Source organism: Exiguobacterium sp. s132 (assembly GCF_018617235.1).
Classification (GTDB): domain Bacteria; phylum Bacillota; class Bacilli; order Exiguobacteriales; family Exiguobacteriaceae; genus Exiguobacterium; species Exiguobacterium profundum.
The window spans coordinates 1,059,277-1,080,616 of sequence record NZ_JACSJU010000001.1; the positions used below are offsets into that span (position 1 = coordinate 1,059,277).

Sequence of the window (21,340 nt, forward strand, 5' to 3'; positions counted from 1 at the left end):
TATGGGACTCGAAACAATCCTCGTCATCCTCCTATGGGTTGCCTTGATCGCCTACATCGTATGGCGTTTCATGCCAGCTCGCGGGTTGAAAAAAATGAAACAAGAAGAATTCCGTGCCTCACTCCGTAAAGGTCAGTTAATTGACGTGCGTGAACCGAACGAATACAAAGGTGGACATATCGTTGGTGCCCGGAATATCCCGGTCGGCCAAATGAAACTACGCATGAAAGAACTGCGTAAAGATCAACCGATTTTAATTTACTGTCAAGGTAGTTCACGTTCAAACCAGGCGGCTAAACTCCTCATGAAGAACGGATACAACAATATCTACATGCTCGAAGGCGGCTTCAAGAACTGGAAGGGCAAGATTAAAAAAGCATAAAAAAACGGGCGGGTCGATACAATCATCGACTCGCCCTTTCTTTATTTTACAGATGACGCCTCACGACGCTCATATTTCAAGACCGGTTTACGGGCAGCGAGTGTCTCGTCCATCCGTTTAACGACCGTCGTATGAGGAGCAGTCTGAACGATTTCCGGATTCTCTTCCGCCTCTCTGGCAATTTGGAGCATCGCATCACAGAACGCATCGAGCGTTTCTTTTGATTCTGTCTCTGTCGGTTCCACCATGATACATTCCTCGACATTTAATGGGAAATAGATTGTCGGTGGGTGGTAACCGAAGTCAAGAAGGCGTTTAGCGATATCGAGTGTACGAACACCAAGGGCTTTTTGACGCTTCCCTGACAAGACAAATTCGTGTTTGCAATACGTATCATATGGCACGTCGAACGCATCTTTTAGTCGCGCAAACATATAGTTGGCGTTGAGGACCGCTTCACGGGATACCCGCGTCAATCCTTCTGCGCCCATTGTCTTAATATAGCTGTACGCTCGAACGTTGATCCCGAAGTTTCCATAGAATGGTTTGATTCGCCCGATTGAATGTGGTCGGTCGTAATCGAGACCATATCCATCATCTGTTTTCGTCACAATTGGAGTCGGTAAGAATGGAATCAAGTCACGCTTCACCCCGACTGGACCTGAGCCTGGACCTCCGCCGCCGTGAGGCCCTGTGAACGTCTTATGCAAGTTCAAGTGGACGACGTCAAAGCCCATGTCCCCAGGACGTGCGATTCCAAGAATCGCGTTTGAGTTCGCGCCATCATAATACAGCTTCCCGCCAGCTTCATGAACGACTTTTGAGATTTCAAGGATATCCGCTTCAAATAATCCAAGCGTATTCGGGTTTGTCAGCATGAGAGCAGCCGTATCCGCTCCAACTTTTGACTTCAAATCATCCAAATCGACGAGACCGCGCTCATCCGACTTGACGGTCACCGTCTCGAATCCAGCAACGACTGCGGACGCCGGGTTTGTCCCGTGCGCCGAATCTGGTACGAGTACTTTCGTACGAGCCGTATCCCCATTACGCTCATGGAACGCTTTAATCAACATAAGCCCCGTCCATTCCCCATGGGCACCTGCCGCTGGTTGGAGTGTGACTTCGTCCATCCCCGTGATTTCAGCGAGTTGCTCCTGTAAGTCCACCATGAGTTCGAGCGCACCTTGAATCGTCTCAACCGGTTGCAACGGGTGAATATGTGCAAATCCAGGAAGACGAGCCATATCTTCGTTCACTTTCGGATTATATTTCATCGTACACGAACCGAGCGGATAGAAGCCTGAATCGACCCCATGGTTTCGAGTAGACAGAGACGTGTAATGGCGAACGACATCAAGTTCAGACACTTCTGGAAGTTCCGCCGCCTCTTTCCGAATCATCGTAGCCGGTAACAACGTCTCAAGGTCAACCTCCGGGACAGTCGGTGTCGGCAAATTATATCCAGTTCGTCCTTCACGTGATACTTCAAAAATTAGCGTTTGCTCGTGTTGCATTATTTCATCCCCCCAACCACTTCGACAAACTGATCAATCTCTGCTTTCGTGCGCAATTCCGTCGCGCAAACCAACATTTGTGTCTGACGCTCCCCTTCATACGTACCAAGCGGTAGCCCACCGATCATGCCGCGCTCGAGTAGATGGCGCGATACTTCTTCTGCATCACGTCCAAAATCCACGACGAACTCATTGAACATTGGTCCTTCGTCCACGATGTTGAATCCTGCAGCTTTTAACGCTTCTTTCATATAATGAGCGGTTTGAATATTCCGAACAGCCATATCACGAATTCCGTATTTCCCTAGAGCGGACATCGTGATTGAAGCAGCCAATGCATTAAGTGCTTGGTTTGAACAGATATTGGATGTCGCTTTATCACGGCGAATGTGCTGTTCCCGCGCCTGAAGCGTCAACACGAATCCGCGTTTGCCGTCCTCATCGACCGTTTGACCGACTAGTCGGCCCGGTAGTTTACGCATCAAAGATTTTTTGACCGCGAAGTATCCACATGACGGTCCACCAAAACTTTGCGGAATACCGAATGGCTGTGCATCTCCGACCGTGATGTCCGCACCGAGTGCTCCTGGTGACTCAAGAATCCCGAGGGCGAGCGGGTTGCTCGAAACGACGAATAGCGCGCCGGCTTCATGAGCCAATTCTGCTAATTTTTCTAAGTCCTCAATACGACCGTAGAAGTTTGGATATTGTACGACAAGACACGACGCATCCGTCAAATCGAGGTCAGATACATCCGTCACCCCGTTCTCCACATCTGTGTAATCAACGGATAGACCTGGTCCGTCAGCATACGTACGGATTACATCCTTCGCTTCAGGATGCACTGCACCGGAGACGACGACACGTTTTTTCTTCGTCTGCGCGCTCGCTAGGTAAGTCGCCTCAGCGAGAGCAGTGATTCCGTCGTACATCGAAGAGTTCGCGACGTCCATCCCTGTCAATTCACAAATCATTGTTTGGAATTCGAACATCGCCTGAAGTTCACCTTGTGAAATCTCAGGTTGATATGGCGTATACGCCGTATAGAATTCAGAACGCAAAAGCATGTGGTTCATCACACTCGGCGAAAGATGGTCATACATCCCTGCTCCAAGGAAGCTCGGGTATGATTTCGTATGTTTGTTTTTATCAGCTAACTTCGTCATATGACGAACGAGATCAACTTCCGGAAGCGGAGCCCCGATTGCCGCTAATGATGCTTGTTCGCGAAGTGTTTCTGGAATATCTGAAAGAAGCGCTTCGATTGAATCGACGCCGATTGTCTTTAACATGTCTCGTTCATCTTGTTCGGTCATCGGTAAATAACGAAATTCCATTCTGTTCATTCTGAATCCCCCTGTATCATTTCGTTCGTTTATAGAAAGGTGTCGGTACGCGTTCGGCTTCAATCTTTTTGCCACGGATGTCGATGACAAAACGCTCTTCATCTTTGTAACGTGCATCGACTCGTGCCCATGCGATTGATTCATTTACAGTCGGAGGTATCGTACCGGTCGTGACAACGCCGATTACATTCCCATCCAATTCGACTTGCGCCCCTTGACGGGCAATCCCACGACCTAACAATCTCAATCCAATCAATCGATTCGGAATGTTTTCTTTTTGAGTGACGAGTGCTTCCTTACCAACAAAGTCAGTATCTAGCTTGACGGCAAAGTTGAGATTCGCTTCGAATGGTGTGATCGACTCATCCAATTCATGACCGTAAAGCGGCAAGCACGCTTCGAAACGTAATGTATCGCGTGCGCCCAGCCCACATGGGGTAACACCCTCGGCTTCAAGCGCTTCCCAGATGGCAGAAATTGCTTCTGCTCGAGCATAAATCTCGAAGCCATCTTCCCCAGTATACCCACTTCTAGAGATGATCGATGGCACACCCGCCACGTCACCGTTCATGAATTTGAAGAACCCGATTTCGTCGAGTGCAACATTTGTGATGCTTTGAAGAACAGATTGTGCATTCGGTCCTTGAATCGCAATCTGACCATACTCATCAGATTCATTTGTCACAACCACGTCTCCCTTAACGTGTCGACGAATGTGCGCTTCATCCTTTTCAATATTTGAAGCATTGACGACGAGCCAATAAGCGTCCTCATCTAATCGATAGACAAGCAAATCGTCCACCACACCGCCGTCTTTGAGACAGAGAAGATTATACTGGGCTTGACCAACTTTAATCTTCGAGATATCATTCGTCACCAAGTTTTGAACTTGCTCAAGCGCGTCCGGCCCTTCGATTCGAATTTCTCCCATGTGAGATACATCAAACATCCCCACGTTTTGACGTACAGCCAAATGCTCTTCTTTAATCGAAGAGAACATAATCGGCATTTCAAATCCCGCAAAATCAACCATCTTCGCCTTCGGTTCGATTAATTCGAACAAAGGCGTACGTTTCAAAGTAAGCTTTTCCATAATATCCCCCAATCCCGAACATAAAATGCTTTTGTTTTTGAAATCTTTCGTTTTCCATTCCACTTTAACAATTTTTATTCCTTCTGCATAGGTAAAAAGGCGAAAAAGAAAAAGGATGAAAAACGAAAACGTTTTCATCCTCATTATTTCATATTTTCGACTCGGTGGAAACGTCAGAACGTTCAATTCCAGCTGTCCGTTTGATTTCATGGGTTAGCTCAACGGCAGCTTGCTTTAATTCAATCGATTCATTCTTCGCATTGATCCCAAACTCTTTTATTTGAGTAACAGATCGATTGACCGCATCTACGTGTCCCTTGATTTCATTGACCTGTTGACCAATCACGTCTGCCCGAATTTTAAAACGTTCCGTCAGACGATTCAAACGACCAAATTCTGGTTTCATCTTGTTTTTGAACAAGAGATAACCGTATATCCCAAGTCCGATTAATGAAAATACGATGATGGCGAAATTAATCCAGATCATACTTTTTCCCCCTTTATACGGATGATTTGCTTGGCGATGTCTTCAGGCGGTTGAGATGCATCGATGGATACACTCGCTGTTCGATATAATCGATCGCGTCGTTGAAACAACGTCTGAACATCCTCCCGTCCTTTTTTAACAAGTGGTCGTGCAGAATCTTTGATTCGTTCCCAACACATGTCGAACGGAAGATTTAAATGGATCATCGTACCACGTTCTCGCATCCAACGTATATTTTCAGAGCGCTCCACCACTCCGCCACCTGTCAGGATATAGTCAGCAGTGACTTGTTGCAGTACTGTTGATTCAACATCACGAAACGCAGACTCACCATAGCGGTCAAAATATGTAGCGATCTCCATTCCAGTCATGGACTCAATGACTAAATCAAGATCGATGACCTCCCCATATTCTTTTAGAAACGAGAATAAGGTAGATTTACCTGTACCCATAAACCCCACGATATAAAACGGGTTATCATTCATAAACCATCACCTCTTTATGCCGTTCGCCGGATGTTAACACAATGTCCACTTCAGTACGATTAGGTGCAATCGGACGACACGTCAGAGTTCCCGTCGGTTTATGCAACGTTAACGGTCGTTCAGCGCAACGCTCCTTCGCCAGTAACAAATGCGATTCAAAACGAATCGCTAAGATTTCCTCTGACAGTCGCCTCGTCGTTCGTTCCACATCAGTATACCAAAATAACGCGGCGCCGAGTAACCAAACAACAATGGTCAAGGTGATGACGAGAAAGAAGCCTGCTTCATGCACATGACATGCCGCTCTCTTCTGAACGATGAATCTTTCCATGAGATTCGAAATCCCTTTCCGACCGTTTCGACATGATACTGGTCGATTCCTCTTAAAAAGAGTAAGTTTCCTCCTCCATCTCCGACCATAACCAAATTGCCATTTACTTGTTTGATCGTCCATGACCATCGCTCCTCATCCGATTTGACGAAATCACCCCGTAACCGTCCTTCGTCAACACGACAGTTCTCGCTATCCATCAGACGGCGCACAATCAGTTGAGGTGTCGTATGATGATTCCATTTAGGCTGTTCATAAAGATGTTGACCGAGCGTGAGCAGTTCCACTAAAAGAAAAAGAAACATGGGAAGGATCAGCAAAACGAACGTCATTTCAATCATCGTAAAGCCTTTTTCATAATGTCGGCAGACAAAATCCTTTCTCACACACTTGCTCACGCCCTGTCGGTTCAGTGGCTTCAAGCAGAACCTCTCCTTGTAATCGTTCATAGATGAACAGCGTATCACTCAACCGTTGGATTCGTTCGTTCCCCTGCATGACAAATGATGTCAGAATGAAAATCCACCCCATGACCACCGCAAGACTGACACTTAGCTCCCATAATGAGAAACCCGATTCATCCACTTTCACGAATAATCACCTCCGGTTCATAAGTCCCGATTCGAAATTTGAGCGTCACCGATGTCTTTCCACTGACGAATTTCCACTGTCCCGCATAAGAAGCTGTCGCTTGTGAAAAGGTCAAAGTGTTGTACGTCGGAAGATATACATCCACACCATCAGGAACATCAACCTCCCTGACTACCTCTCGCCCACACACAATCAGATAAGTTTGTTGTTTCGAAATCCAAATCAATCGTGGTACACAATCTCCCTCTTCTGAAATATAGGGAAATTGCCCAGCTTCTTGAATATTTGCTACCAATGAGTCCGTAAAATTGTAGAGCTCCATTCGTTCGAACGGTCTCGTACTCGGTGCACTGATCAATAGTAAGAACGACAGCACGACAAGTACCCAAGTCATTTCGACCAAGGTGTAGCCTTTCATTGTTTTTTTAAGGAGCCGTCAGTCGGTGAATACGTATAGGCCGAGGATTGACAGCTATAAACGAGTGGATCTGCAGCCGACGCACGCTTAATCACTTCTAACGTTTCAGGATAGGCTTTATGTTCCGCGTAATGCAAATTGATTTCAGATTCAACGATTCGAACACTACCTTCGCAACTCACTTGATCAGCACGAGATTTCCCGTCCGACAAAGAAGGGACAAGTAACAAGAGAAGAACTGATATAATGAGTAATACTGCCGCCATCTCAACTAATGTGAACCCACGCTCTTCCTTCATTTCATCTTTCTCCTTTCACAATTGAGCCATAATGAGTTTGACCGGTAAATAGAGTGTGTAAAAAAGAACACCAATCATGACACTGAGGATGCCGTATAAAGACGGTTCAATTTTCTCAATCAACCCCCGACAATATTGCTCCATCTCTTCGAATACTAGATCTCGATGAAGAGACATCAATTTACCAAGTTCCCCACTCATCGAACCCACACCTAATAGACTCACAACCTCATAATCGATAAACGGTTCACACCTTGTCGCCGCTTCAATTCCTTCACCTTCAGACATGCGATGGTGAATACGCTTGGCCATCTCTGCCATTTCCCCCTCTTCCTCGGCTAGCCGACTGATAATCTGCCTGATATTTGTTTCAGTATGTTGGAGCAAGGACAATTCACTGACAAATACATAGGTCATATAGAGTGTTTTCCCACGTCTCCATACGTAAAAAGGGAGCTCTCCTCCTCGACGATGAAATCCATATATGAGAACCGCGATTACCACGAATATAGAAAACAACATAGGAAAGAACCAATTCGACAATAGAATCGACGCTATGCCGTCATGCGACGAGACATCAAGCATCCCCATTAATTTTGGGAAAATGTATAAGGCATAAATCATGCCTAATCCAAGTAGGATGAAAAAGATAATCAACGGATAGCGAATTAGCCTCCGCAACTCCTGCTTTAATCGTTGTCGCATCTCGAGTACCATTGCCACTTGCGACAATCCATCCATGAATCGTCCGTTGCGATCCGCCGTATGTAAAATCTCTTGCATTTGCCGATTCGTGATCAAGATGGAAAATACTTCAGACAAACTCACGCCCGCTTCTAGACGTACCCTCATCTCTCGAATACAGTCTTTCATTTTTCCCTTCTCATGAAGTTCAAGCGTCTCCATGGTCACCTTCAATGACACACCTCGTGATTGTAGACGAAGAAAACGATGAATCATTCGAATCGATGGGATTATCGGAACGTTGACCATTCGCAAGTCACCTCCTGATTTCGAGTCAGTACACACCAATGTCTTTCCACGGTCGCCATACCAAGAAGTTGTGTCAGCCGCTTTTCTCCATCTTGAATCGATGCGGTATGAAAGGTTGTTATCGTCAAATGACCACTGAGCGCGGCATCGTATGCGACCATCAATTCTTCATCTGTCCGCACCTCACCAATCACGATAATATCCGGGTCGGCACGAAGCGTCTCTTTCAACAAGTGTCGATGGCTAAGTCCAGCTTTAGCATTCACTTCCAACTGAATGACACCATCGACCATTTGTTCAGGAGGGTTTTCAATCGTCACAATCCGCTCATGCTTCAGCTGATTTAAAAGGGCATACAGTACCGTCGTCTTGCCTGCTCCGGTAGAACCCCCTATAAAGAAAAGACCATGATGTGATGCCACCACTTTCTGAAATCGTTCTACATCGTGTGATCGTAACAGATGCTGGAGTTCAAACGTGTCATGGGGAATGCGCCAAGACATTGACGTCTGGGCGAACGACGGGAGAAAGGTCACCCGGATGACATCCTGATTCAATTCATAGACACCTGATTGTGGAATACGTTGATTAGATTCAGGTAGTGAACACCAATATCGCATATGAAGTGTAAGTCGATCATACAGCTCGACATCCATCGATTGAAGTGCAGCAAGCTTACTAGCAGAGCGAACTTGAACCTTTACTTGGTTTGCATCGGGTATAAAATGAAGATCACTCGCACCGATTTGACGTGCTCCATCTAGTAAATCTTCAATGAGTTCCTTCATCTCGTTCACCTCGAGACAAGCATAAAAAAAAGCCCACTATGTTGAAAGTGGACTTGTTTTATGAAACTTGAACCGCTGCAGTGTTGTGGCGACGAGCATATGTTTCGATTGAAACCTTGTCATATCCGACAATCACTTCTTTTCCATCAGTTAAGATCGGACGCTTCAAAAGCTTTGGATTTTCGCTCATCAACTTAAGAAGCTCACTTAATTTCAAATCCTCCACGTCAACATCGAGTTGCTTGAAGGCCTGGCTTCGCGTCGCAAGGAGAGAGTCGACTCCTTCCTCACTAATAGCAAGGAGCTGCAACAATTCGTCAACTGTTGGTGCATCTCTGAAAATGTGACGCTCACTCACTTGAAGTTCTTGTTCTTGTAAAAACGCTTTCGTCTTCCGACAAGAAGTACAGCTTGGATACGTGTAAAACATTAGTTCTGATGCCATTTTTATGTTCCTCCCTCATTCAACTTTCACTTCGCTCATTTTGTATAAGTTGATTATACATCTCTATACCCCGTTTGTACATGTTTTGTGCAACTTTTTTATAAATTTTGTACAACTTTATTTACCGAAATGATTTCACATATTTTTCACGATTATTTTGCTCAATTATCACGTTTCCATAGCATTTTTTCGAATGTGTTGGTAAAATAGTGAATGAGAATGGAATAATGCACGTATGGGGGGATTAACATGGCAAGAATGTTTCGTGTCCTAGGCTTTTGGACTGGACTAGTAGCGGCACTTGCTTTCGTAGGCGCACTAGGCGGCGACCAAAGTAGTAGTGAACATACTGGCGACTTTATCGTTATGGGACTTGTCTTCTTAGCACAAACGATTTTCTTCGTCGCTCTTGGTTACTTAAAACTAACTGAAAAAACGTATGTATATGTCTTCGGCGCGTATTTGACAATTTTCTTCGTTGTCTTTACGTATTGGAGCAACTTCCAAATGTAAAAAAAGATTGTCTCGCCGGAGACAATCTTTTTTTATGTGAAGAACGGATTTGTCCGCTTTTCTTCTTCTAGCGTCGTCATAGGACCGTGCCCCGAGTATAACGTCGTCTCATCGGAAAGGAGCTGCTTCATCCGATCGATGGACCCCATTAATGTCGACTGGTCTCCACCGAACAGGTCTGTCCGTCCGACGGATTGCTTAAAGATCAAGTCACCACAAAAGGCGATTCTTTCATCATCCATATACAATACGACACTCCCTGGGGAATGACCCGGCGTATGATAGATTCGAAATACGATGTTCCCAATTTCTAATACATCACCTTCGTAGATTTTTTCTGCCGGTTTCATCGATGGTATCGGCAAGTTGAACGTAGAAGCGCCATTCTTTTCTCCATCTGTCAGCCAATCCGCTTCTAAGCGGTGTACATAGACTGGCACCTGGTAACGTTCACGCAGCGCATCGATTCCTCCGATATGATCGAAATGTGCATGAGTCAACAAGATTGCTGAAAGTGTACCGAAACGTTCGATTGTATCGAAGAACCTCGGGTCATCCGTTCCGGGGTCAATGACGACGACAGTGCCGTCTTTTTCAATCACATAGCCGTTCTCTTGTGCCAAGCCAGACGTAATCTTTTTGATTTGCATAGGATTCATCCCCTTCTTATTCAAAACAATATTGTGGCAAAATTGTTTCGATGTCAACCTTTGCTCGACAGCGACTCTATAATCGGATAAAATAATAATGATATTTCAGTGAAATTTTTATGAATTTCATGACGTATAATTAAAGGGGGAACTCGTCATGCATTTGTATGAACCGTTCGGATGGATTTCCGTCATCGTCGCAATTGTGGCTATTTGGGGAATGCTTCGTTCATTCCAAAAACGCCAATTCTTTCCGCTCGTTTTTGCAGGTTTAACTGTACTCGTATTCGGATTCTTTGGTGTCGCCACGTTGATCTACGGTGGAATTCCAGGTTAATGATTCGCATATGCAATCATCAAGCGACTTCGGTCGCTTTTTTTATGCCTTTTTTTACGTTCATTCCCTCTGTTACATTAAAACGGACCAAATCACTATGTGACTTGGTCCGTACTCATTATTCTTCAGTTTGTTCTTTGAAACGGAGTAAGTCGGAGTAAATCAAATCATCGTTCATTTGCAAGATTTTTTCCGCTTCTTCCGTCATCGGACCACATAACGACGTATCTTCGACTACTTCACCAGAAGTCGCGTTATAACATGTCGACTGTGTCCAAACATATTCATCCGTCACGACCGTTCCGTCGCGGAAAATTGCGCGGCTGTTTCGATTTTCAGAGAATAAGTCGTTTCCGAATCCAATCGTATCTGACGTGTCGATTCCGAGTAAGTGCAGGATGGTCGGCTTCATGTCTACATGACTACCGATCGTTTCATGAACTTCCCCTTCTTTCTGGTCAGGCAAGTGAATGGCAAACGGAACTTGTTGCAATTTCGCCACGTCGAATGGTGTCAACTCATCTTTCCCAAGTAGCTCTGCCATCGCACTGTTGTGGTTCGTCGAAATACCATAATGGTCACCGTAGACGACAAAGATTGTATCTTCCCACATTCCATTCTCTTTCAACTGGTCGATGAAGAGACCGAGTGCGTAATCCTGATAAGCTAGTGCTTGCGGGAAGTTGTTCAACGTAGTTGAGCTCGTCTCAAATTTTGGTACAAGCTCATAGTCTTCACTTGGCATCGTGTACGGGAAGTGGTTCGTCAATGTGATGAACTTCGCGTAGTATGGTTCAGGCAATTCTTGAAGCATTGGAATGGATTGCTCGAAGAAGCTATCATCTAAGAGACCCCATTCTGTCATATCTTCAGGATTCCCGAGGTCATAACTCTTTTCATCAAAGAATTGATCGACCCCAATATTTTTGTACATTTGATCGCGGTTCCAGAACGATTTGTTATTCGCATGGAACACGGCTGAGTAATAATTTTCGTCCTTGACCAACTCAGGGAGCGCTTGATATTCGTTATCGGCGTTCGTAAAGTATACAGCACCACGCGGGAGTCCATATAGTGAGTTATCGAGTGCGAACTCAGCATCAGAAGTCTTCCCTTGACCGACCGTATGGTAGTAGTTCGGCCAGTAGTGAGACTCTTCAATCAGCTTGTTCAAGTTCGGCGTGATGTACTCTCCATTCGGCGCCTTCATATTGTGAGTGAAATTCTGCGCCGATTCGAATGAAACCACGATGACATTTTTCCCTTTATATTTTCCGAATAAATCCGGATTCGGTGCCGTATAGTTTTGACGGGTGAACTGCTCAATCGTTGCGAGCTCTGATTCATCCGCCATCGCTTTTTGAGCCGATGTTTTTGTCTGAAGCATCGCATCATACACATGGAAGTTAAATGTTCCGATGTTTTTCACTAACAGTTCACGGTCAAATGAACGAGTCAATAATTCAGGTCGTTCCGTTTCTGCCAACGAAAGGTTGAACAAGAAGACAGAGACCGCTACAACGAACGTGACGAGCGCACGTCGATGTGAAGCCGTATTCTCTTTCAAGTTCATTCGCCATAAGATAAACGGAAGGATAAACACATCACCAAGGATGATTAAATCTTTCCATTCAAGAAGCGAAGTGAATGATGTCGATAACGTCTCCATGTTCGATGGTTGCATGATGACAGGCATTGTCAAATAGTCCGTGAATTCCCGATAATACACGGCGTCCGCAAACAAGATAAACGATGCAATCGCATAGAGCGTGTAGAGCACCCATTTTTGTTTGTTTCCTTTAAAGAAGAAATGGAAGGCAAACAAGAATAGTGTCGAACTGATCGGGCTAATCAGTAAGATAAAAGCTTGTGCGGTGTTTTCAATCGGAATGTTGAAGAAAAATTGATAGACGATATACGTCTTCGTCCAAAGCAATAACGTAAAAATCCAAAATAGACGATATTCTTGAAACGAAGCGCGGACCGTGTCGTTCAGTCTCGTCGATAGCTTCGAAAAGCGTTGAGATGAATTCATCTGACGGTCTCCTCCTCTTTTCAGTTTTCGGCATGTTTTAGTTGCCATTCTTTTTTATATTTGTTCATTCATTGTACAATTCGGATTGAATAGTACACGTCCAGTATCAAGTCCAAATCTTACCCCTTTTTTAATAAAAAATCAACTGTGACGTTACAAATTTTACAATATCCCATACCCTTTCCCACAAAAAAACACGCCTGCAATGTGCAGACGCGTCCGTTTCATACCCGTGTCGGAAGGAAGTGTTTCCGTGCCAGCCACGCACATCCAATCACACCGGCATCGTTTTCAAGTTCAGCGATTTTGAATGTTGTCGACTCGTAAACGCGCTCGAGCGCAAACCGTTTGAACTGTGCATCAAGCGGATCCAATAACGCGTCGCCAGCTTTTGAGACACCTCCACCGATGACAATCATTTTCGGGTTGAGCGTGTTCGCGATGTTCGAGATGGTCAAGCCGAGGTATTCAGTCATCTCTTCAATGACTTCTGTGGCGATTGAGTCACCGGCTTTATATGCTTCAAACACGTCACGTGCTGTCACTTCTTTCAACTCGTTTAATGAAGTATCTTGATTCTTACGCTTCTGTAATGCCAGACGTGAGATGCCGGTCGCCGAAGCAATCGTCTCGATACACCCGAGGCGCCCACAACCACACTTCACAGCTTTCGACTCGTCTCGTTCCACGGTAATATGCCCGATTTCTCCAGCCATTCCTGCCGTCCCATGAACGATATTCCCGTTCGTGATCACGCCACCACCGACACCTGTACCGAGCGTGATCGCCAATAATTCTGAAGCCCCTTCGCCCGCGCCCTTCCACATCTCACCAAGGGCCGCGGCGTTCGCATCATTTTCGAGCACGGCCGGAAGACCGACTGCTTTTTCGAACTCACTCACGAGAGCAAAATCTTTCCACCCGATGTTCGGAGAATATTCGACAACTCCTTCTGAGAAGTTGACGAAGCCTGGTGCCCCGATTCCCGCACCCGCAAAGTCTTCTTTCTTCTTACCTGATGTTTGTAAGTATGTTTCAAAAGAAGCTGCGATGTCTTTTGGAATATGTACACCATTCTCTCGAATATCCGTTTTGACTTCCCACTTATCCGAAATGATGCCGTTCATGTCTAAAACAGCCATCTTCACCGTCGTACCACCGATGTCGATACCTAATAACCATTTCATACCGTTCACTCCTCATCTCAACTAAATCGCTTTCATTGAATAGTGTACACTATTATCCCCTTAGTGCAACCCTTTGCACTAAGGGGATTTCTGTCAATCTGTTGAATTTTTTAATTCGTGGGTCAAAATGATTTTGGCCGTATCATACACACGTTGTTCGATGATGCCCCCTTCATACAATTCGTCGAGTTCCATCATCATGAGTGAGATTTCAGCATCCCGTTCTCCGATATAAATAATGGTACCGAACGATTTTAAAAACTGTTGGACATCATAAAAGTTTTTCATGCTTCTTCCTCCATCGTCGATTGTACATAACGATTTAACAATTCTCGTGTTGCTTCCATTGATGACACATGCGTTCGCTCATAACTATGGCTCGATTCGATTCCTGGCCCAACCAAAGCATGTCGCACATCATACCCTGCTCGAATCGCTGCCGAAGCATCTGAACCATAATACGGGTAAATATCTACCTTATATGCGATCTCATGAGTTTTACACAACGACGTGAACTTCCGTCGTAATCCGATATCATACGGTCCGGACGAATCCTTGGCACAAATCGAGACTGTATACTCATCCGAATGCTGTCCATCCCCAAGCGCGCCCATATCAACGGCAATGTATTCTACGACGTCTTCCGGGATACCCGCGTTTCCTCCAAATCCGACCTCTTCATAATTCGAAATCAAGAAATGAACGGTATGCGGTAAGTCATAACGGACCAAGTCTTTCGCAAGGTCCAATAGAATGGCGACAGAAGCCTTATCATCCAAGTGACGTGATTTCACGTATCCTGAAGATGTCACTCGAAAGCGAGGATCGAATGAAACGAAGTCTCCGATTTCAATCCCTAATTCTGTCACGTCTTCACGAGAATGTACTTTTGCATCCAATCGGACTTCGATGTTTGATGCAGATCGCTCCGCTGAGTTCGTGTCTTTATAGACGTGAACACTCGACTGATGAATCAAGATTGTGCCTTCAATCGCCTCTCCTTCTTCTCGGTGGACGAGGCAGTTCTCTCCTTCAATCGCCGTCCATGCATATCCTCCTACTTGAGTCAAACGGAGACGCCCGCTCGGTAAGATGTCTTTGACCATCGCACCAAGAGTGTCCACGTGTGCCGTCAACAGACGTGCCTTGCCAGAGCGACCTGAAAACGTTGCCAGTAGTGCCCCTTTATGTAGACGTGACGTCTTGACACCCAGTGCATTCAATTCTTGCTCAGCGAAACGGATGGCCTCTTCCGTCATACCGGAAGGACTCGGGATGTTAACGAGTGTTTTTAATGTTTCAATCATTGAATTCTCCCCTTACCAAAATCCGTACCCGACGAATAGTCCAAACAGCGAGATGGTGAGTACGGAAAATAAGATTCGTTGTACGCGGTTCTTCTCATCCGGCAGCCCGACGACTCCAGAAACGACAAAACCACCAATCAGACCACCCGCATGTGCGAAATGATCAAGACCTGCACCTAATACAAAGGCAAGTCCTACATTTAATCCTAACATAATAAAGAGCGGAGGTCCGAGCGTCTTCATGAAGAGAGAACGATCACGTAACCCAAAATATAAGAGCGCACCGACCAAACCAAATAGCGCTCCTGAAGCGCCTGCTGATATCGATTCGCTGAATGCAAACGATGCGGATGTCGCTAATATTCCACTGAGCAGATAGATGATTAAAAATCGTATGGAGCCATACATCCGTTCAACGAGCGGACCGAGCGACCAGAGTGCAAACATATTAATCGCAAAGTGGAACCAACCAATATGCAGGAACATCGGTGTAATCAAACGCCACCATTCCCCTTGTTCAATCAACGGGTTCACTTTGGCCCCGAATGCGATTAACGTGTTTGGATCAAGAGTCGAACCGACCGATTCCGCTAACCACATGACTAAAAAAGTGATGAACAGTAGCCCATATACCACTTGTGGTTTCCCAAAGGAAAATCGTTTCTTCAGCTCTGCTTTCTTTTTTCGGTCGAGGGAGACCGCTAGCATTCGGAACCGGTCCTCTTCCATAGTCGGTGTGCAAATCGAACGAGACAATGTCACTTTCGCAGGGATTTGGAACGTCAACGAGTCCACACGCTCTTCATCCACAAGGCGCTCGCCATAGACATGAATGGTCAATCGCTTCCGCCCGATACGAGATAAGCGAAATGCGTTCAAAATCGCGTCTATATCCGTCCCAACATGATTCGCCCATGCTTTTTCAGTCTGAATGAACAAATCATACCGATCACCTGCTTTTGTATCGAACAAGATGACCGCACGGGAGGGTTCGAGTATGCCTTCAATTCGCCCACCGTTTTTGACCTTTCGATATATATCTTCCCAAAAACAAGTTGTCGCCAACGAAACCCCTCCTCTTTCTCAATTCTATTGTAAATCACGAGACGACAGACGACCAAACGATGATTCGTTCTATATGTACAAAAACCCGTAACCATATGGCTACGGGTTTCAAAAGGATGGAGATTACAAGACAGGTTCCATCGTTTTCATGAGTACGTTCGCAGAATGTTGCATTTTCTCATGCTCTTCTTGTGACAACTCAATCTCAACGACTTCACGAACGCCTTGACGGTTGATAATCGCTGGTACACCGATATGGATATCGTGCAATCCATACTCACCATCAAGATGGGCACCGACTGTCAACAACGTATTCTCGTTACGAAGGACAGCCTTGACCAACCGAAGGAGACCGAGTCCAATCGCATAGTACGTCGCACCTTTACGTTCAATGATATGATATGCTGCGTCACGAACGTTGACATAAATGTCTTCAAGGTCTTCCCAACTATACTCATCATGCTCTTCAAGTAGTTGCTCGACCGATTTTCCATATATACGAGCGTTGCTCCAGGCAGCAAACTCAGTATCACCATGCTCACCCATAATGTAGGCGTGACAGTTACGCGGGTCGACGTTGAAATAGTCTCCGAGCATGTAACGCAAGCGAGACGTATCAAGCACTGTTCCTGAACCAAAGACACGATGTTTCGGAAGACCAGAATATTTCCAAGCGAGATGTGTCATGATGTCGACCGGGTTTGAAGCAATAATGATAATTCCGTCAAAACCAGAGTCCATGATGTCTGAAATCATAGATTTCATAATCTTCGCATTTTTTTCAACGAGATCAAGACGTGTTTCACCTGGACGCTGTGGTGCGCCAGCAGTGATGACTACGATGTCAGCGACGCCACAATCCGAATAGTCCCCTGCCCAGACGCGCATTGGTGATGAAGCGAATGAAACCCCATGGTTCAAGTCCATCGCTTCTCCTTCTGCCTTGGCTTTATTAATATCGATGATGACAAGTTCTTCACATAGACTAGCTGTCGTCAACTGGTAAGCAAAACTCGCACCTACTGCCCCTGCCCCTACAAGTGCGACTCGTGTTACTTTAGCATGATTTAATGTTTCCATAATGATTCTCCACCCTTCAAACAATCTGTTTCATGTTTTTATTATCTCTGTTACAAATAGATTGTAACATCATTCACAAACTCTAACTACAGCGGAAACCGTTTTCACTTTGGCGATATTGTGACAATATTCACATTCATTTGGAACACCTTCATTTTCTGTACTACCCTCATCCAAACACAAAAAAACAAATCATAGTTGCCCCACAAACCGAAAGGAAATTTACCGCATCATTTCCGAGAAAACGCCATCCCGACACGTATGTCGTCGGCACGTCGTGATGTATTTTTTGCTCGGTCAACTTTCCACAAACAGCACAACGAAACGTTCGTTGGACGGTCGCACCAAGTAGCGTATCAATCATACTACCAGTTAATCCAATCACCCATAATAAAAGAAGAAGCGTGATGCTTAAGTCAATGAAAACAAGAGAGGATATGACAATCAACATTGCACCAAACATCGACATGACGGTACCGAATGTCGAGACGGCCCCACTCGTTCCCGGTTCGACTCGCTTAAAGGTAAACATGAACCGAGGTTTCCGCTTCGAGAGGACACCAAATTCAGATCCCCACGTATCGCTCGTCGCTGCCGCGATGGACACGACATACATATAGAGGTAGACCGGATCATTTGTAAACTGATAACCGAGTGCACATAAAATCCCGACCCCACCGTTAGCCAACACTTGCATGGCATCACGAGCCCCCGTCTTCTCGACAATCTCATCTACTCCTTCTTTATCGCGAGAGCGATATTTCGAAGCGAGAGAAGAAGTCGAAAAAAACACCCCAAGCAAGTATAGACCGAACCATCCGAAGGAGAATCCAATCACCGTACCGGTCACTATCGTCAACAGTGCCCCAGAACGAGTCAACGAGCGTAACCGATAACCGAGATAGGCGACGAAACAAGTTACAGCGAATATGGCGAACACTGAATCATCTCCTTCTCTGTCACGATCCATTGAACGGGTAGGTCGTGCGGCTCAGTTGGTACATGATCGACAATCTGAACGGTATATGCCAAAGCAAGCGTTCTACCGTTATAGGTTTTTAAAAAGCGATCATAATAGCCCCCACCCCAACCGATGCGATAACCGGTTCGATCGAAAACACGCCCCGGAACAAGACAAAGGTCGATCACTTGCGTAGTCGCTGGAGTGGTCGGCTCTAAAATATTCATGACTCCCTCTTCCAAATCATCAAATGAATGAATGATGTGAAACGTAAGTCCCCGCTCCGTTACTTTCGGGACGCAGACCGTTTTTCCTTCTTTAAAGGCCATATGAATAATCGGGGACGTATCAATTTCTAGAGGGAGTGACAACGTTAGCGCGATTGTTTGACTTTCAATCCATAAGTCCGAGGCAAATAATGATTGGTGAATGACTTCGTCCGCATGATGTCGATCCGCCATTTGTTTGATGTATTGATGAATCGTGCGCCGGAGCGCTGTTTTCTCTTCCACAACGTATTCCTCCTTACAAAAAAAGCCGCCACATATGTGACGGCCGGTCCCTCATTACTTCACTTCGCGGTAAAGCGTGTGACGACGGAGACGTGGGTTGTATTTGCGCAACTCGAGGCGCTCAGGGTTGTTACGTTTGTTTTTCTTCGTGATGTACGTGCGATCGCCTGTTTCTGTGCAAGCTAATGTAATTTTAACGCGCATTTCTTTCACTCCCATCTTAATGATGTTGTATCAAGTGCTTTTGCTTTACAGTCTAAGCATACTCAATTATCCTACCAAGTTTCTTGTGAAAAAGCAAGGTTATTTCACGTTCTTTTTCATTGATTCCTGTCCATACGGAGAAGTCTCAAGAGGTAGGCATGTGTTGACGTTCTCACTCACGTTATACCATTGTTTCAGGTCGTGAATCGAGATCTCTTCACCGACATAAACGCGTTCTGATGCAGAAAACACGCTGTTTTCGATTCGATGGATTGCATCGAACAAACCACCGTGACCATGCGGATTGCGAGTCGCTTCAAAGGACAACATAGTTGAGTATAACGGAATCGCAAGGGATTGCGCAAGTTCTCTTGCAGCAGGAATTGTCATCCAATCGAAGTGATGGATCACTTTGAAGGAAACACGTTTCGAAAGTTCATGTACTAGTTTTACATAGGCGATATTTTGTGTAGCCACCTGGTTCATAACATGCTCTAAAAATGGGCTAGTTGGGCGAACACGATACACATGTATGTTTCCTTGACGTTCATACTCAGGCAACTCGTCATGATATGGCGTTAATACATAGACGACTTCGCCATCGTCCGCTCTCGCCTCGATTTCATCGACGACCCGTCTTCCGAGTCCCCCTACGATATGACCGTGATATTCAGGCGTGAGTACTAAAATAGCTGATTTTTCATCTTCGCGCTCGATTGTCACATAGTAATCGTGAGGAGATAAGAACGAATCAATATCGATGTCTTCGTCTTGAAGGAATGGATATGCAGCATAATGATCATGTAGCAACTGCTCCGATACTCCATCCTGATAGAGTGCCGTTTCAAGTTCTGCAAAGAGTCGTGTGTGTTCACGGAACCGTTCGGCGGCATATTGCGCCGTCGTTTGCCCATCCAAGATGAACGCCCAGTCACTCGACACAGCCAATACGTAATGACGGATTAATTGTTTCAAGGCGCGATTCGTCGCTTCCGATTGATTACGATAGTCCGCCACATCTTTTACGAGTTGCATCTCCATCATGTGCAAATGACGAAGCATCCACTCATTTCTTTCGTTAATCCAAACTTCACCATAACCTTTACGTCCCCATGTATTCATCGACACGTGGACCGTCTGTAAATCTTTAAAGTGACGTTCAAGGAAGAGCGCTGGCGTGATGGTTTCAATTCCAAATTCAGCAAGTCTCTCTGCTACTTTCCCAAGAAACTCTGGCCCCTCAAACCACCAGTGACCGAACAGCTCCGCATCGAACGGAGCCGTGACTAAAAATGGTGGGAATGTCTGAGCACCGTGCGCTTCAAGATGTGATTCTAACGTTTTGGCAAAATCGGTCGCATGGTTTTCAATTTGATGTTCCGCCCATTCGCGCACGTAGAAATCCTTTTGATCCGTATCACCCGTAATCCGGTGCATTTTTAAACCCGTATCAAAACGAATTCCTTCCGGATGCATGAAGGACTGGATATAGTCCCAGTCCCGATCGTATGCCAAATCGCGGTAAAACTCACGATAATCCGGATGGCCTGGATATCCGATCATCGAACTCCAAATTTTACCTGAGATGATTTGATCCCGAGGGAACAACGCGACGCCATGTGGTGAATAAACAGGGGCTCCAATTCCTTTCTCTGGCGTCGGATCTGCGTCGAGAAGAGCATGTTCATCGACAAATGTGTAGCGAATTCCTTCTTCATAAAGAATCCGATCAACTCCTGGTGTATAAGCACACTCTGGTAACCAGATGCCTGTTGGACGGAACCCATAATGACGTTCGAAACAGTTCAAACCTGTGCGAATCTCAGTGCGCGCCGCCTGTTCCGTGAAGAGATGTGGATTAAAGCCATGGGTTGCCGTACATGTCACCATGTCAATATAACCTGCCTCACGATATGTACGGAACGCCTCATTCAAATTTTTATTCCAATGAAGGAACGTATTTTTTAAATCGTGGTATCGTTGACGATAAAAATGTAACGTCGCTGTTTCTTCGTCTGTTCGGTCCTCAGACAATTCGAGGGCAATCAATTCGAGCATATCGTCTAAGTGCTCCACATAGCGATCCTGAATGAGAGAATCGGCAAGCATTTCAACGACAGGTGGGGAAATACTAACCGTCCAATGCAAGGGACGCTTCAAGCGATCGACTTGCCATAGAATCGGAAGATATGTCTCAGAGATGGCCTCGTAAACCCATCTTTCTTCTAAACGGTGTTTCTCTTCATGCCTAACGTACGGTAAATGAGCATGAAGGACGAGTGAAAAGTACCCAGGTTTCATAATAAAAAGTCCT

The 21,340-nt window shown here is 45.5% G+C and carries 27 protein-coding genes; 3 read left to right on the forward strand and 24 right to left on the reverse strand.

Going from position 1 to position 21,340, the window contains the following annotated elements:
• Position 1 precedes the first annotated feature (1 nt).
• On the forward strand, positions 2-382 hold the full coding sequence (locus KNO78_RS05450) for a rhodanese-like domain-containing protein (protein ID WP_012726584.1): 381 nt from the start codon (positions 2-4) through the stop codon (positions 380-382).
• 41 nt (positions 383-423) lie between these two features.
• On the opposite strand, the gene gcvPB is transcribed toward KNO78_RS05450, so the two are convergent.
• The 13 genes from gcvPB to KNO78_RS05515 all read right to left on the reverse strand — a co-directional run bounded on the left by gcvPB (position 424) and on the right by KNO78_RS05515 (position 9,175).
• Entirely contained in the window at positions 424-1,899 is a 1,476-nt protein-coding gene (gene gcvPB / locus KNO78_RS05455; protein ID WP_196430853.1) for an aminomethyl-transferring glycine dehydrogenase subunit GcvPB, read from the reverse strand.
• Positions 1,899-3,236: an aminomethyl-transferring glycine dehydrogenase subunit GcvPA gene (gene gcvPA, locus KNO78_RS05460; RefSeq protein ID WP_214691266.1), complete on the reverse strand. Its 1,338-nt coding sequence runs from the start codon at positions 3,234-3,236 to the stop codon at positions 1,899-1,901. The genes gcvPB and gcvPA overlap by 1 nt, the downstream gene beginning before the upstream one ends.
• A gap of 25 nt (positions 3,237-3,261) precedes the next feature.
• The gene (gene gcvT, locus KNO78_RS05465) at positions 3,262-4,338 is read right to left on the reverse strand and encodes a glycine cleavage system aminomethyltransferase GcvT (protein ID WP_214690764.1); all 1,077 of its coding nucleotides are present in this window, start codon (positions 4,336-4,338) and stop codon (positions 3,262-3,264) included.
• Positions 4,339-4,486: 148 nt separating this feature from the next.
• On the reverse strand, positions 4,487-4,825 hold the full coding sequence (locus tag KNO78_RS05470; RefSeq protein WP_074036691.1) for a hypothetical protein: 339 nt from the start codon (positions 4,823-4,825) through the stop codon (positions 4,487-4,489).
• A complete protein-coding gene (locus KNO78_RS05475) occupies positions 4,822-5,310 on the reverse strand; it encodes a shikimate kinase (RefSeq protein ID WP_214690763.1) in 489 nt (162 codons plus the stop codon). The genes KNO78_RS05470 and KNO78_RS05475 overlap by 4 nt, the downstream gene beginning before the upstream one ends.
• Positions 5,303-5,602, reverse strand: a complete 300-nt coding sequence (locus KNO78_RS05480; protein ID WP_143180238.1) for a hypothetical protein — start codon at positions 5,600-5,602, stop codon at positions 5,303-5,305. Before KNO78_RS05480 ends, KNO78_RS05475 begins: the two co-directional genes overlap by 8 nt.
• The gene (locus KNO78_RS05485) at positions 5,566-5,982 is read right to left on the reverse strand and encodes a hypothetical protein (protein WP_074036689.1); all 417 of its coding nucleotides are present in this window, start codon (positions 5,980-5,982) and stop codon (positions 5,566-5,568) included. The genes KNO78_RS05480 and KNO78_RS05485 overlap by 37 nt, the downstream gene beginning before the upstream one ends.
• A gap of 13 nt (positions 5,983-5,995) precedes the next feature.
• Positions 5,996-6,232: a hypothetical protein gene (locus KNO78_RS05490; RefSeq protein ID WP_074036688.1), complete on the reverse strand. Its 237-nt coding sequence runs from the start codon at positions 6,230-6,232 to the stop codon at positions 5,996-5,998.
• Positions 6,219-6,626, reverse strand: a complete 408-nt coding sequence (locus tag KNO78_RS05495; RefSeq protein ID WP_236548985.1) for a prepilin-type cleavage/methylation domain-containing protein — start codon at positions 6,624-6,626, stop codon at positions 6,219-6,221. The genes KNO78_RS05490 and KNO78_RS05495 overlap by 14 nt, the downstream gene beginning before the upstream one ends.
• A 20-nt stretch (positions 6,627-6,646) precedes the next feature.
• Positions 6,647-6,949 carry a prepilin-type N-terminal cleavage/methylation domain-containing protein gene (locus KNO78_RS05500; RefSeq protein WP_074036684.1) on the reverse strand — a complete coding sequence of 101 codons (303 nt, stop codon included), beginning with the start codon at positions 6,947-6,949 and terminating at the stop codon, positions 6,647-6,649.
• Between the two features lie 15 nt (positions 6,950-6,964).
• Positions 6,965-7,942 (reverse strand): type II secretion system F family protein, encoded by a 978-nt coding sequence (locus tag KNO78_RS05505; RefSeq protein WP_214690762.1) that lies wholly within the window; start codon positions 7,940-7,942, stop codon positions 6,965-6,967.
• Positions 7,924-8,730: an ATPase, T2SS/T4P/T4SS family gene (locus KNO78_RS05510; RefSeq protein ID WP_074036680.1), complete on the reverse strand. Its 807-nt coding sequence runs from the start codon at positions 8,728-8,730 to the stop codon at positions 7,924-7,926. The genes KNO78_RS05505 and KNO78_RS05510 overlap by 19 nt, the downstream gene beginning before the upstream one ends.
• A 58-nt stretch (positions 8,731-8,788) precedes the next feature.
• Positions 8,789-9,175 (reverse strand): Spx/MgsR family RNA polymerase-binding regulatory protein, encoded by a 387-nt coding sequence (locus KNO78_RS05515; RefSeq protein ID WP_012726596.1) that lies wholly within the window; start codon positions 9,173-9,175, stop codon positions 8,789-8,791.
• A gap of 249 nt (positions 9,176-9,424) precedes the next feature.
• Between KNO78_RS05515 and KNO78_RS05520 the strand changes: the two genes are divergently transcribed.
• Entirely contained in the window at positions 9,425-9,688 is a 264-nt protein-coding gene (locus tag KNO78_RS05520) for a DUF2626 domain-containing protein (RefSeq protein WP_012726597.1), read from the forward strand.
• Between the two features lie 32 nt (positions 9,689-9,720).
• On the opposite strand, the gene KNO78_RS05525 is transcribed toward KNO78_RS05520, so the two are convergent.
• Positions 9,721-10,338, reverse strand: a complete 618-nt coding sequence (locus tag KNO78_RS05525; protein WP_214690761.1) for an MBL fold metallo-hydrolase — start codon at positions 10,336-10,338, stop codon at positions 9,721-9,723.
• Positions 10,339-10,495: 157 nt separating this feature from the next.
• Here KNO78_RS05525 and KNO78_RS05530 point away from each other — a divergent pair, with 157 nt between their 5' ends.
• Positions 10,496-10,675 (forward strand): DUF2759 domain-containing protein, encoded by a 180-nt coding sequence (locus tag KNO78_RS05530; RefSeq protein ID WP_012726599.1) that lies wholly within the window; start codon positions 10,496-10,498, stop codon positions 10,673-10,675.
• A gap of 118 nt (positions 10,676-10,793) precedes the next feature.
• Here the strand turns inward: KNO78_RS05530 and KNO78_RS05535 are convergent, their stop codons facing one another.
• The 10 genes from KNO78_RS05535 to KNO78_RS05580 all read right to left on the reverse strand — a co-directional run bounded on the left by KNO78_RS05535 (position 10,794) and on the right by KNO78_RS05580 (position 21,327).
• Positions 10,794-12,710, reverse strand: coding sequence for an LTA synthase family protein (locus KNO78_RS05535; protein ID WP_214690760.1), 1,917 nt, complete (start codon positions 12,708-12,710; stop codon positions 10,794-10,796).
• Between the two features lie 224 nt (positions 12,711-12,934).
• On the reverse strand, positions 12,935-13,897 hold the full coding sequence (locus KNO78_RS05540; RefSeq protein WP_159562473.1) for an ROK family glucokinase: 963 nt from the start codon (positions 13,895-13,897) through the stop codon (positions 12,935-12,937).
• A 93-nt stretch (positions 13,898-13,990) separates the two neighbouring features.
• Positions 13,991-14,185: a YqgQ family protein gene (locus KNO78_RS05545; RefSeq protein WP_012726602.1), complete on the reverse strand. Its 195-nt coding sequence runs from the start codon at positions 14,183-14,185 to the stop codon at positions 13,991-13,993.
• Positions 14,182-15,204 carry a M42 family metallopeptidase gene (locus tag KNO78_RS05550; RefSeq protein WP_074036670.1) on the reverse strand — a complete coding sequence of 341 codons (1,023 nt, stop codon included), beginning with the start codon at positions 15,202-15,204 and terminating at the stop codon, positions 14,182-14,184. The genes KNO78_RS05545 and KNO78_RS05550 overlap by 4 nt, the downstream gene beginning before the upstream one ends.
• Positions 15,205-15,216: 12 nt before the next feature.
• Positions 15,217-16,269 carry a rhomboid family intramembrane serine protease gene (locus KNO78_RS05555; protein WP_214690759.1) on the reverse strand — a complete coding sequence of 351 codons (1,053 nt, stop codon included), beginning with the start codon at positions 16,267-16,269 and terminating at the stop codon, positions 15,217-15,219.
• 123 nt (positions 16,270-16,392) lie between these two features.
• Entirely contained in the window at positions 16,393-17,349 is a 957-nt protein-coding gene (locus KNO78_RS05560) for an L-lactate dehydrogenase (protein WP_012726605.1), read from the reverse strand.
• Between the two features lie 169 nt (positions 17,350-17,518).
• Positions 17,519-18,289: a DUF92 domain-containing protein gene (locus KNO78_RS05565; protein WP_214690758.1), complete on the reverse strand. Its 771-nt coding sequence runs from the start codon at positions 18,287-18,289 to the stop codon at positions 17,519-17,521.
• Positions 18,268-18,822 (reverse strand): 5-formyltetrahydrofolate cyclo-ligase, encoded by a 555-nt coding sequence (locus KNO78_RS05570; protein ID WP_214690757.1) that lies wholly within the window; start codon positions 18,820-18,822, stop codon positions 18,268-18,270. Before KNO78_RS05570 ends, KNO78_RS05565 begins: the two co-directional genes overlap by 22 nt.
• A gap of 54 nt (positions 18,823-18,876) precedes the next feature.
• On the reverse strand, positions 18,877-19,041 hold the full coding sequence (gene rpmG / locus KNO78_RS05575) for a 50S ribosomal protein L33 (RefSeq protein ID WP_255313299.1): 165 nt from the start codon (positions 19,039-19,041) through the stop codon (positions 18,877-18,879).
• Positions 19,042-19,125: 84 nt separating this feature from the next.
• Positions 19,126-21,327, reverse strand: a complete 2,202-nt coding sequence (locus KNO78_RS05580; RefSeq protein ID WP_214690756.1) for a 1,4-alpha-glucan branching protein domain-containing protein — start codon at positions 21,325-21,327, stop codon at positions 19,126-19,128.
• Positions 21,328-21,340 lie beyond the last annotated feature (13 nt).

Coding starts and splice junctions, on each gene's coding strand:
- KNO78_RS05520 (WP_012726597.1), top strand. CDS start 9,425: ATGGCAAGAATGTTTCGTGTCCTAGGCTTTTGGACTGGACTAGTAGCG.
- gcvPA (WP_214691266.1), bottom strand. CDS start 3,236: ATGGAATTTCGTTATTTACCGATGACCGAACAAGATGAACGAGACATG.
- KNO78_RS05550 (WP_074036670.1), bottom strand. CDS start 15,204: ATGATTGAAACATTAAAAACACTCGTTAACATCCCGAGTCCTTCCGGT.
- KNO78_RS05450 (WP_012726584.1), top strand. CDS start 2: ATGGGACTCGAAACAATCCTCGTCATCCTCCTATGGGTTGCCTTGATC.
- KNO78_RS05510 (WP_074036680.1), bottom strand. CDS start 8,730: ATGAAGGAACTCATTGAAGATTTACTAGATGGAGCACGTCAAATCGGT.
- KNO78_RS05530 (WP_012726599.1), top strand. CDS start 10,496: ATGCATTTGTATGAACCGTTCGGATGGATTTCCGTCATCGTCGCAATT.
- KNO78_RS05470 (WP_074036691.1), bottom strand. CDS start 4,825: ATGATCTGGATTAATTTCGCCATCATCGTATTTTCATTAATCGGACTT.
- KNO78_RS05580 (WP_214690756.1), bottom strand. CDS start 21,327: ATGAAACCTGGGTACTTTTCACTCGTCCTTCATGCTCATTTACCGTAC.
- KNO78_RS05505 (WP_214690762.1), bottom strand. CDS start 7,942: ATGGTCAACGTTCCGATAATCCCATCGATTCGAATGATTCATCGTTTT.
- rpmG (WP_255313299.1), bottom strand. CDS start 19,041: ATGGGAGTGAAAGAAATGCGCGTTAAAATTACATTAGCTTGCACAGAA.
- KNO78_RS05495 (WP_236548985.1), bottom strand. CDS start 6,626: ATGACTTGGGTACTTGTCGTGCTGTCGTTCTTACTATTGATCAGTGCA.
- KNO78_RS05485 (WP_074036689.1), bottom strand. CDS start 5,982: ATGATTGAAATGACGTTCGTTTTGCTGATCCTTCCCATGTTTCTTTTT.
- KNO78_RS05560 (WP_012726605.1), bottom strand. CDS start 17,349: ATGGAAACATTAAATCATGCTAAAGTAACACGAGTCGCACTTGTAGGG.
- KNO78_RS05500 (WP_074036684.1), bottom strand. CDS start 6,949: ATGAAGGAAGAGCGTGGGTTCACATTAGTTGAGATGGCGGCAGTATTA.
- KNO78_RS05545 (WP_012726602.1), bottom strand. CDS start 14,185: ATGAAAAACTTTTATGATGTCCAACAGTTTTTAAAATCGTTCGGTACC.
- KNO78_RS05515 (WP_012726596.1), bottom strand. CDS start 9,175: ATGGCATCAGAACTAATGTTTTACACGTATCCAAGCTGTACTTCTTGT.
- KNO78_RS05525 (WP_214690761.1), bottom strand. CDS start 10,338: ATGCAAATCAAAAAGATTACGTCTGGCTTGGCACAAGAGAACGGCTAT.
- KNO78_RS05540 (WP_159562473.1), bottom strand. CDS start 13,897: ATGAAATGGTTATTAGGTATCGACATCGGTGGTACGACGGTGAAGATG.
- KNO78_RS05475 (WP_214690763.1), bottom strand. CDS start 5,310: ATGAATGATAACCCGTTTTATATCGTGGGGTTTATGGGTACAGGTAAA.
- gcvPB (WP_196430853.1), bottom strand. CDS start 1,899: ATGCAACACGAGCAAACGCTAATTTTTGAAGTATCACGTGAAGGACGA.
- KNO78_RS05535 (WP_214690760.1), bottom strand. CDS start 12,710: ATGAATTCATCTCAACGCTTTTCGAAGCTATCGACGAGACTGAACGAC.
- gcvT (WP_214690764.1), bottom strand. CDS start 4,338: ATGGAAAAGCTTACTTTGAAACGTACGCCTTTGTTCGAATTAATCGAA.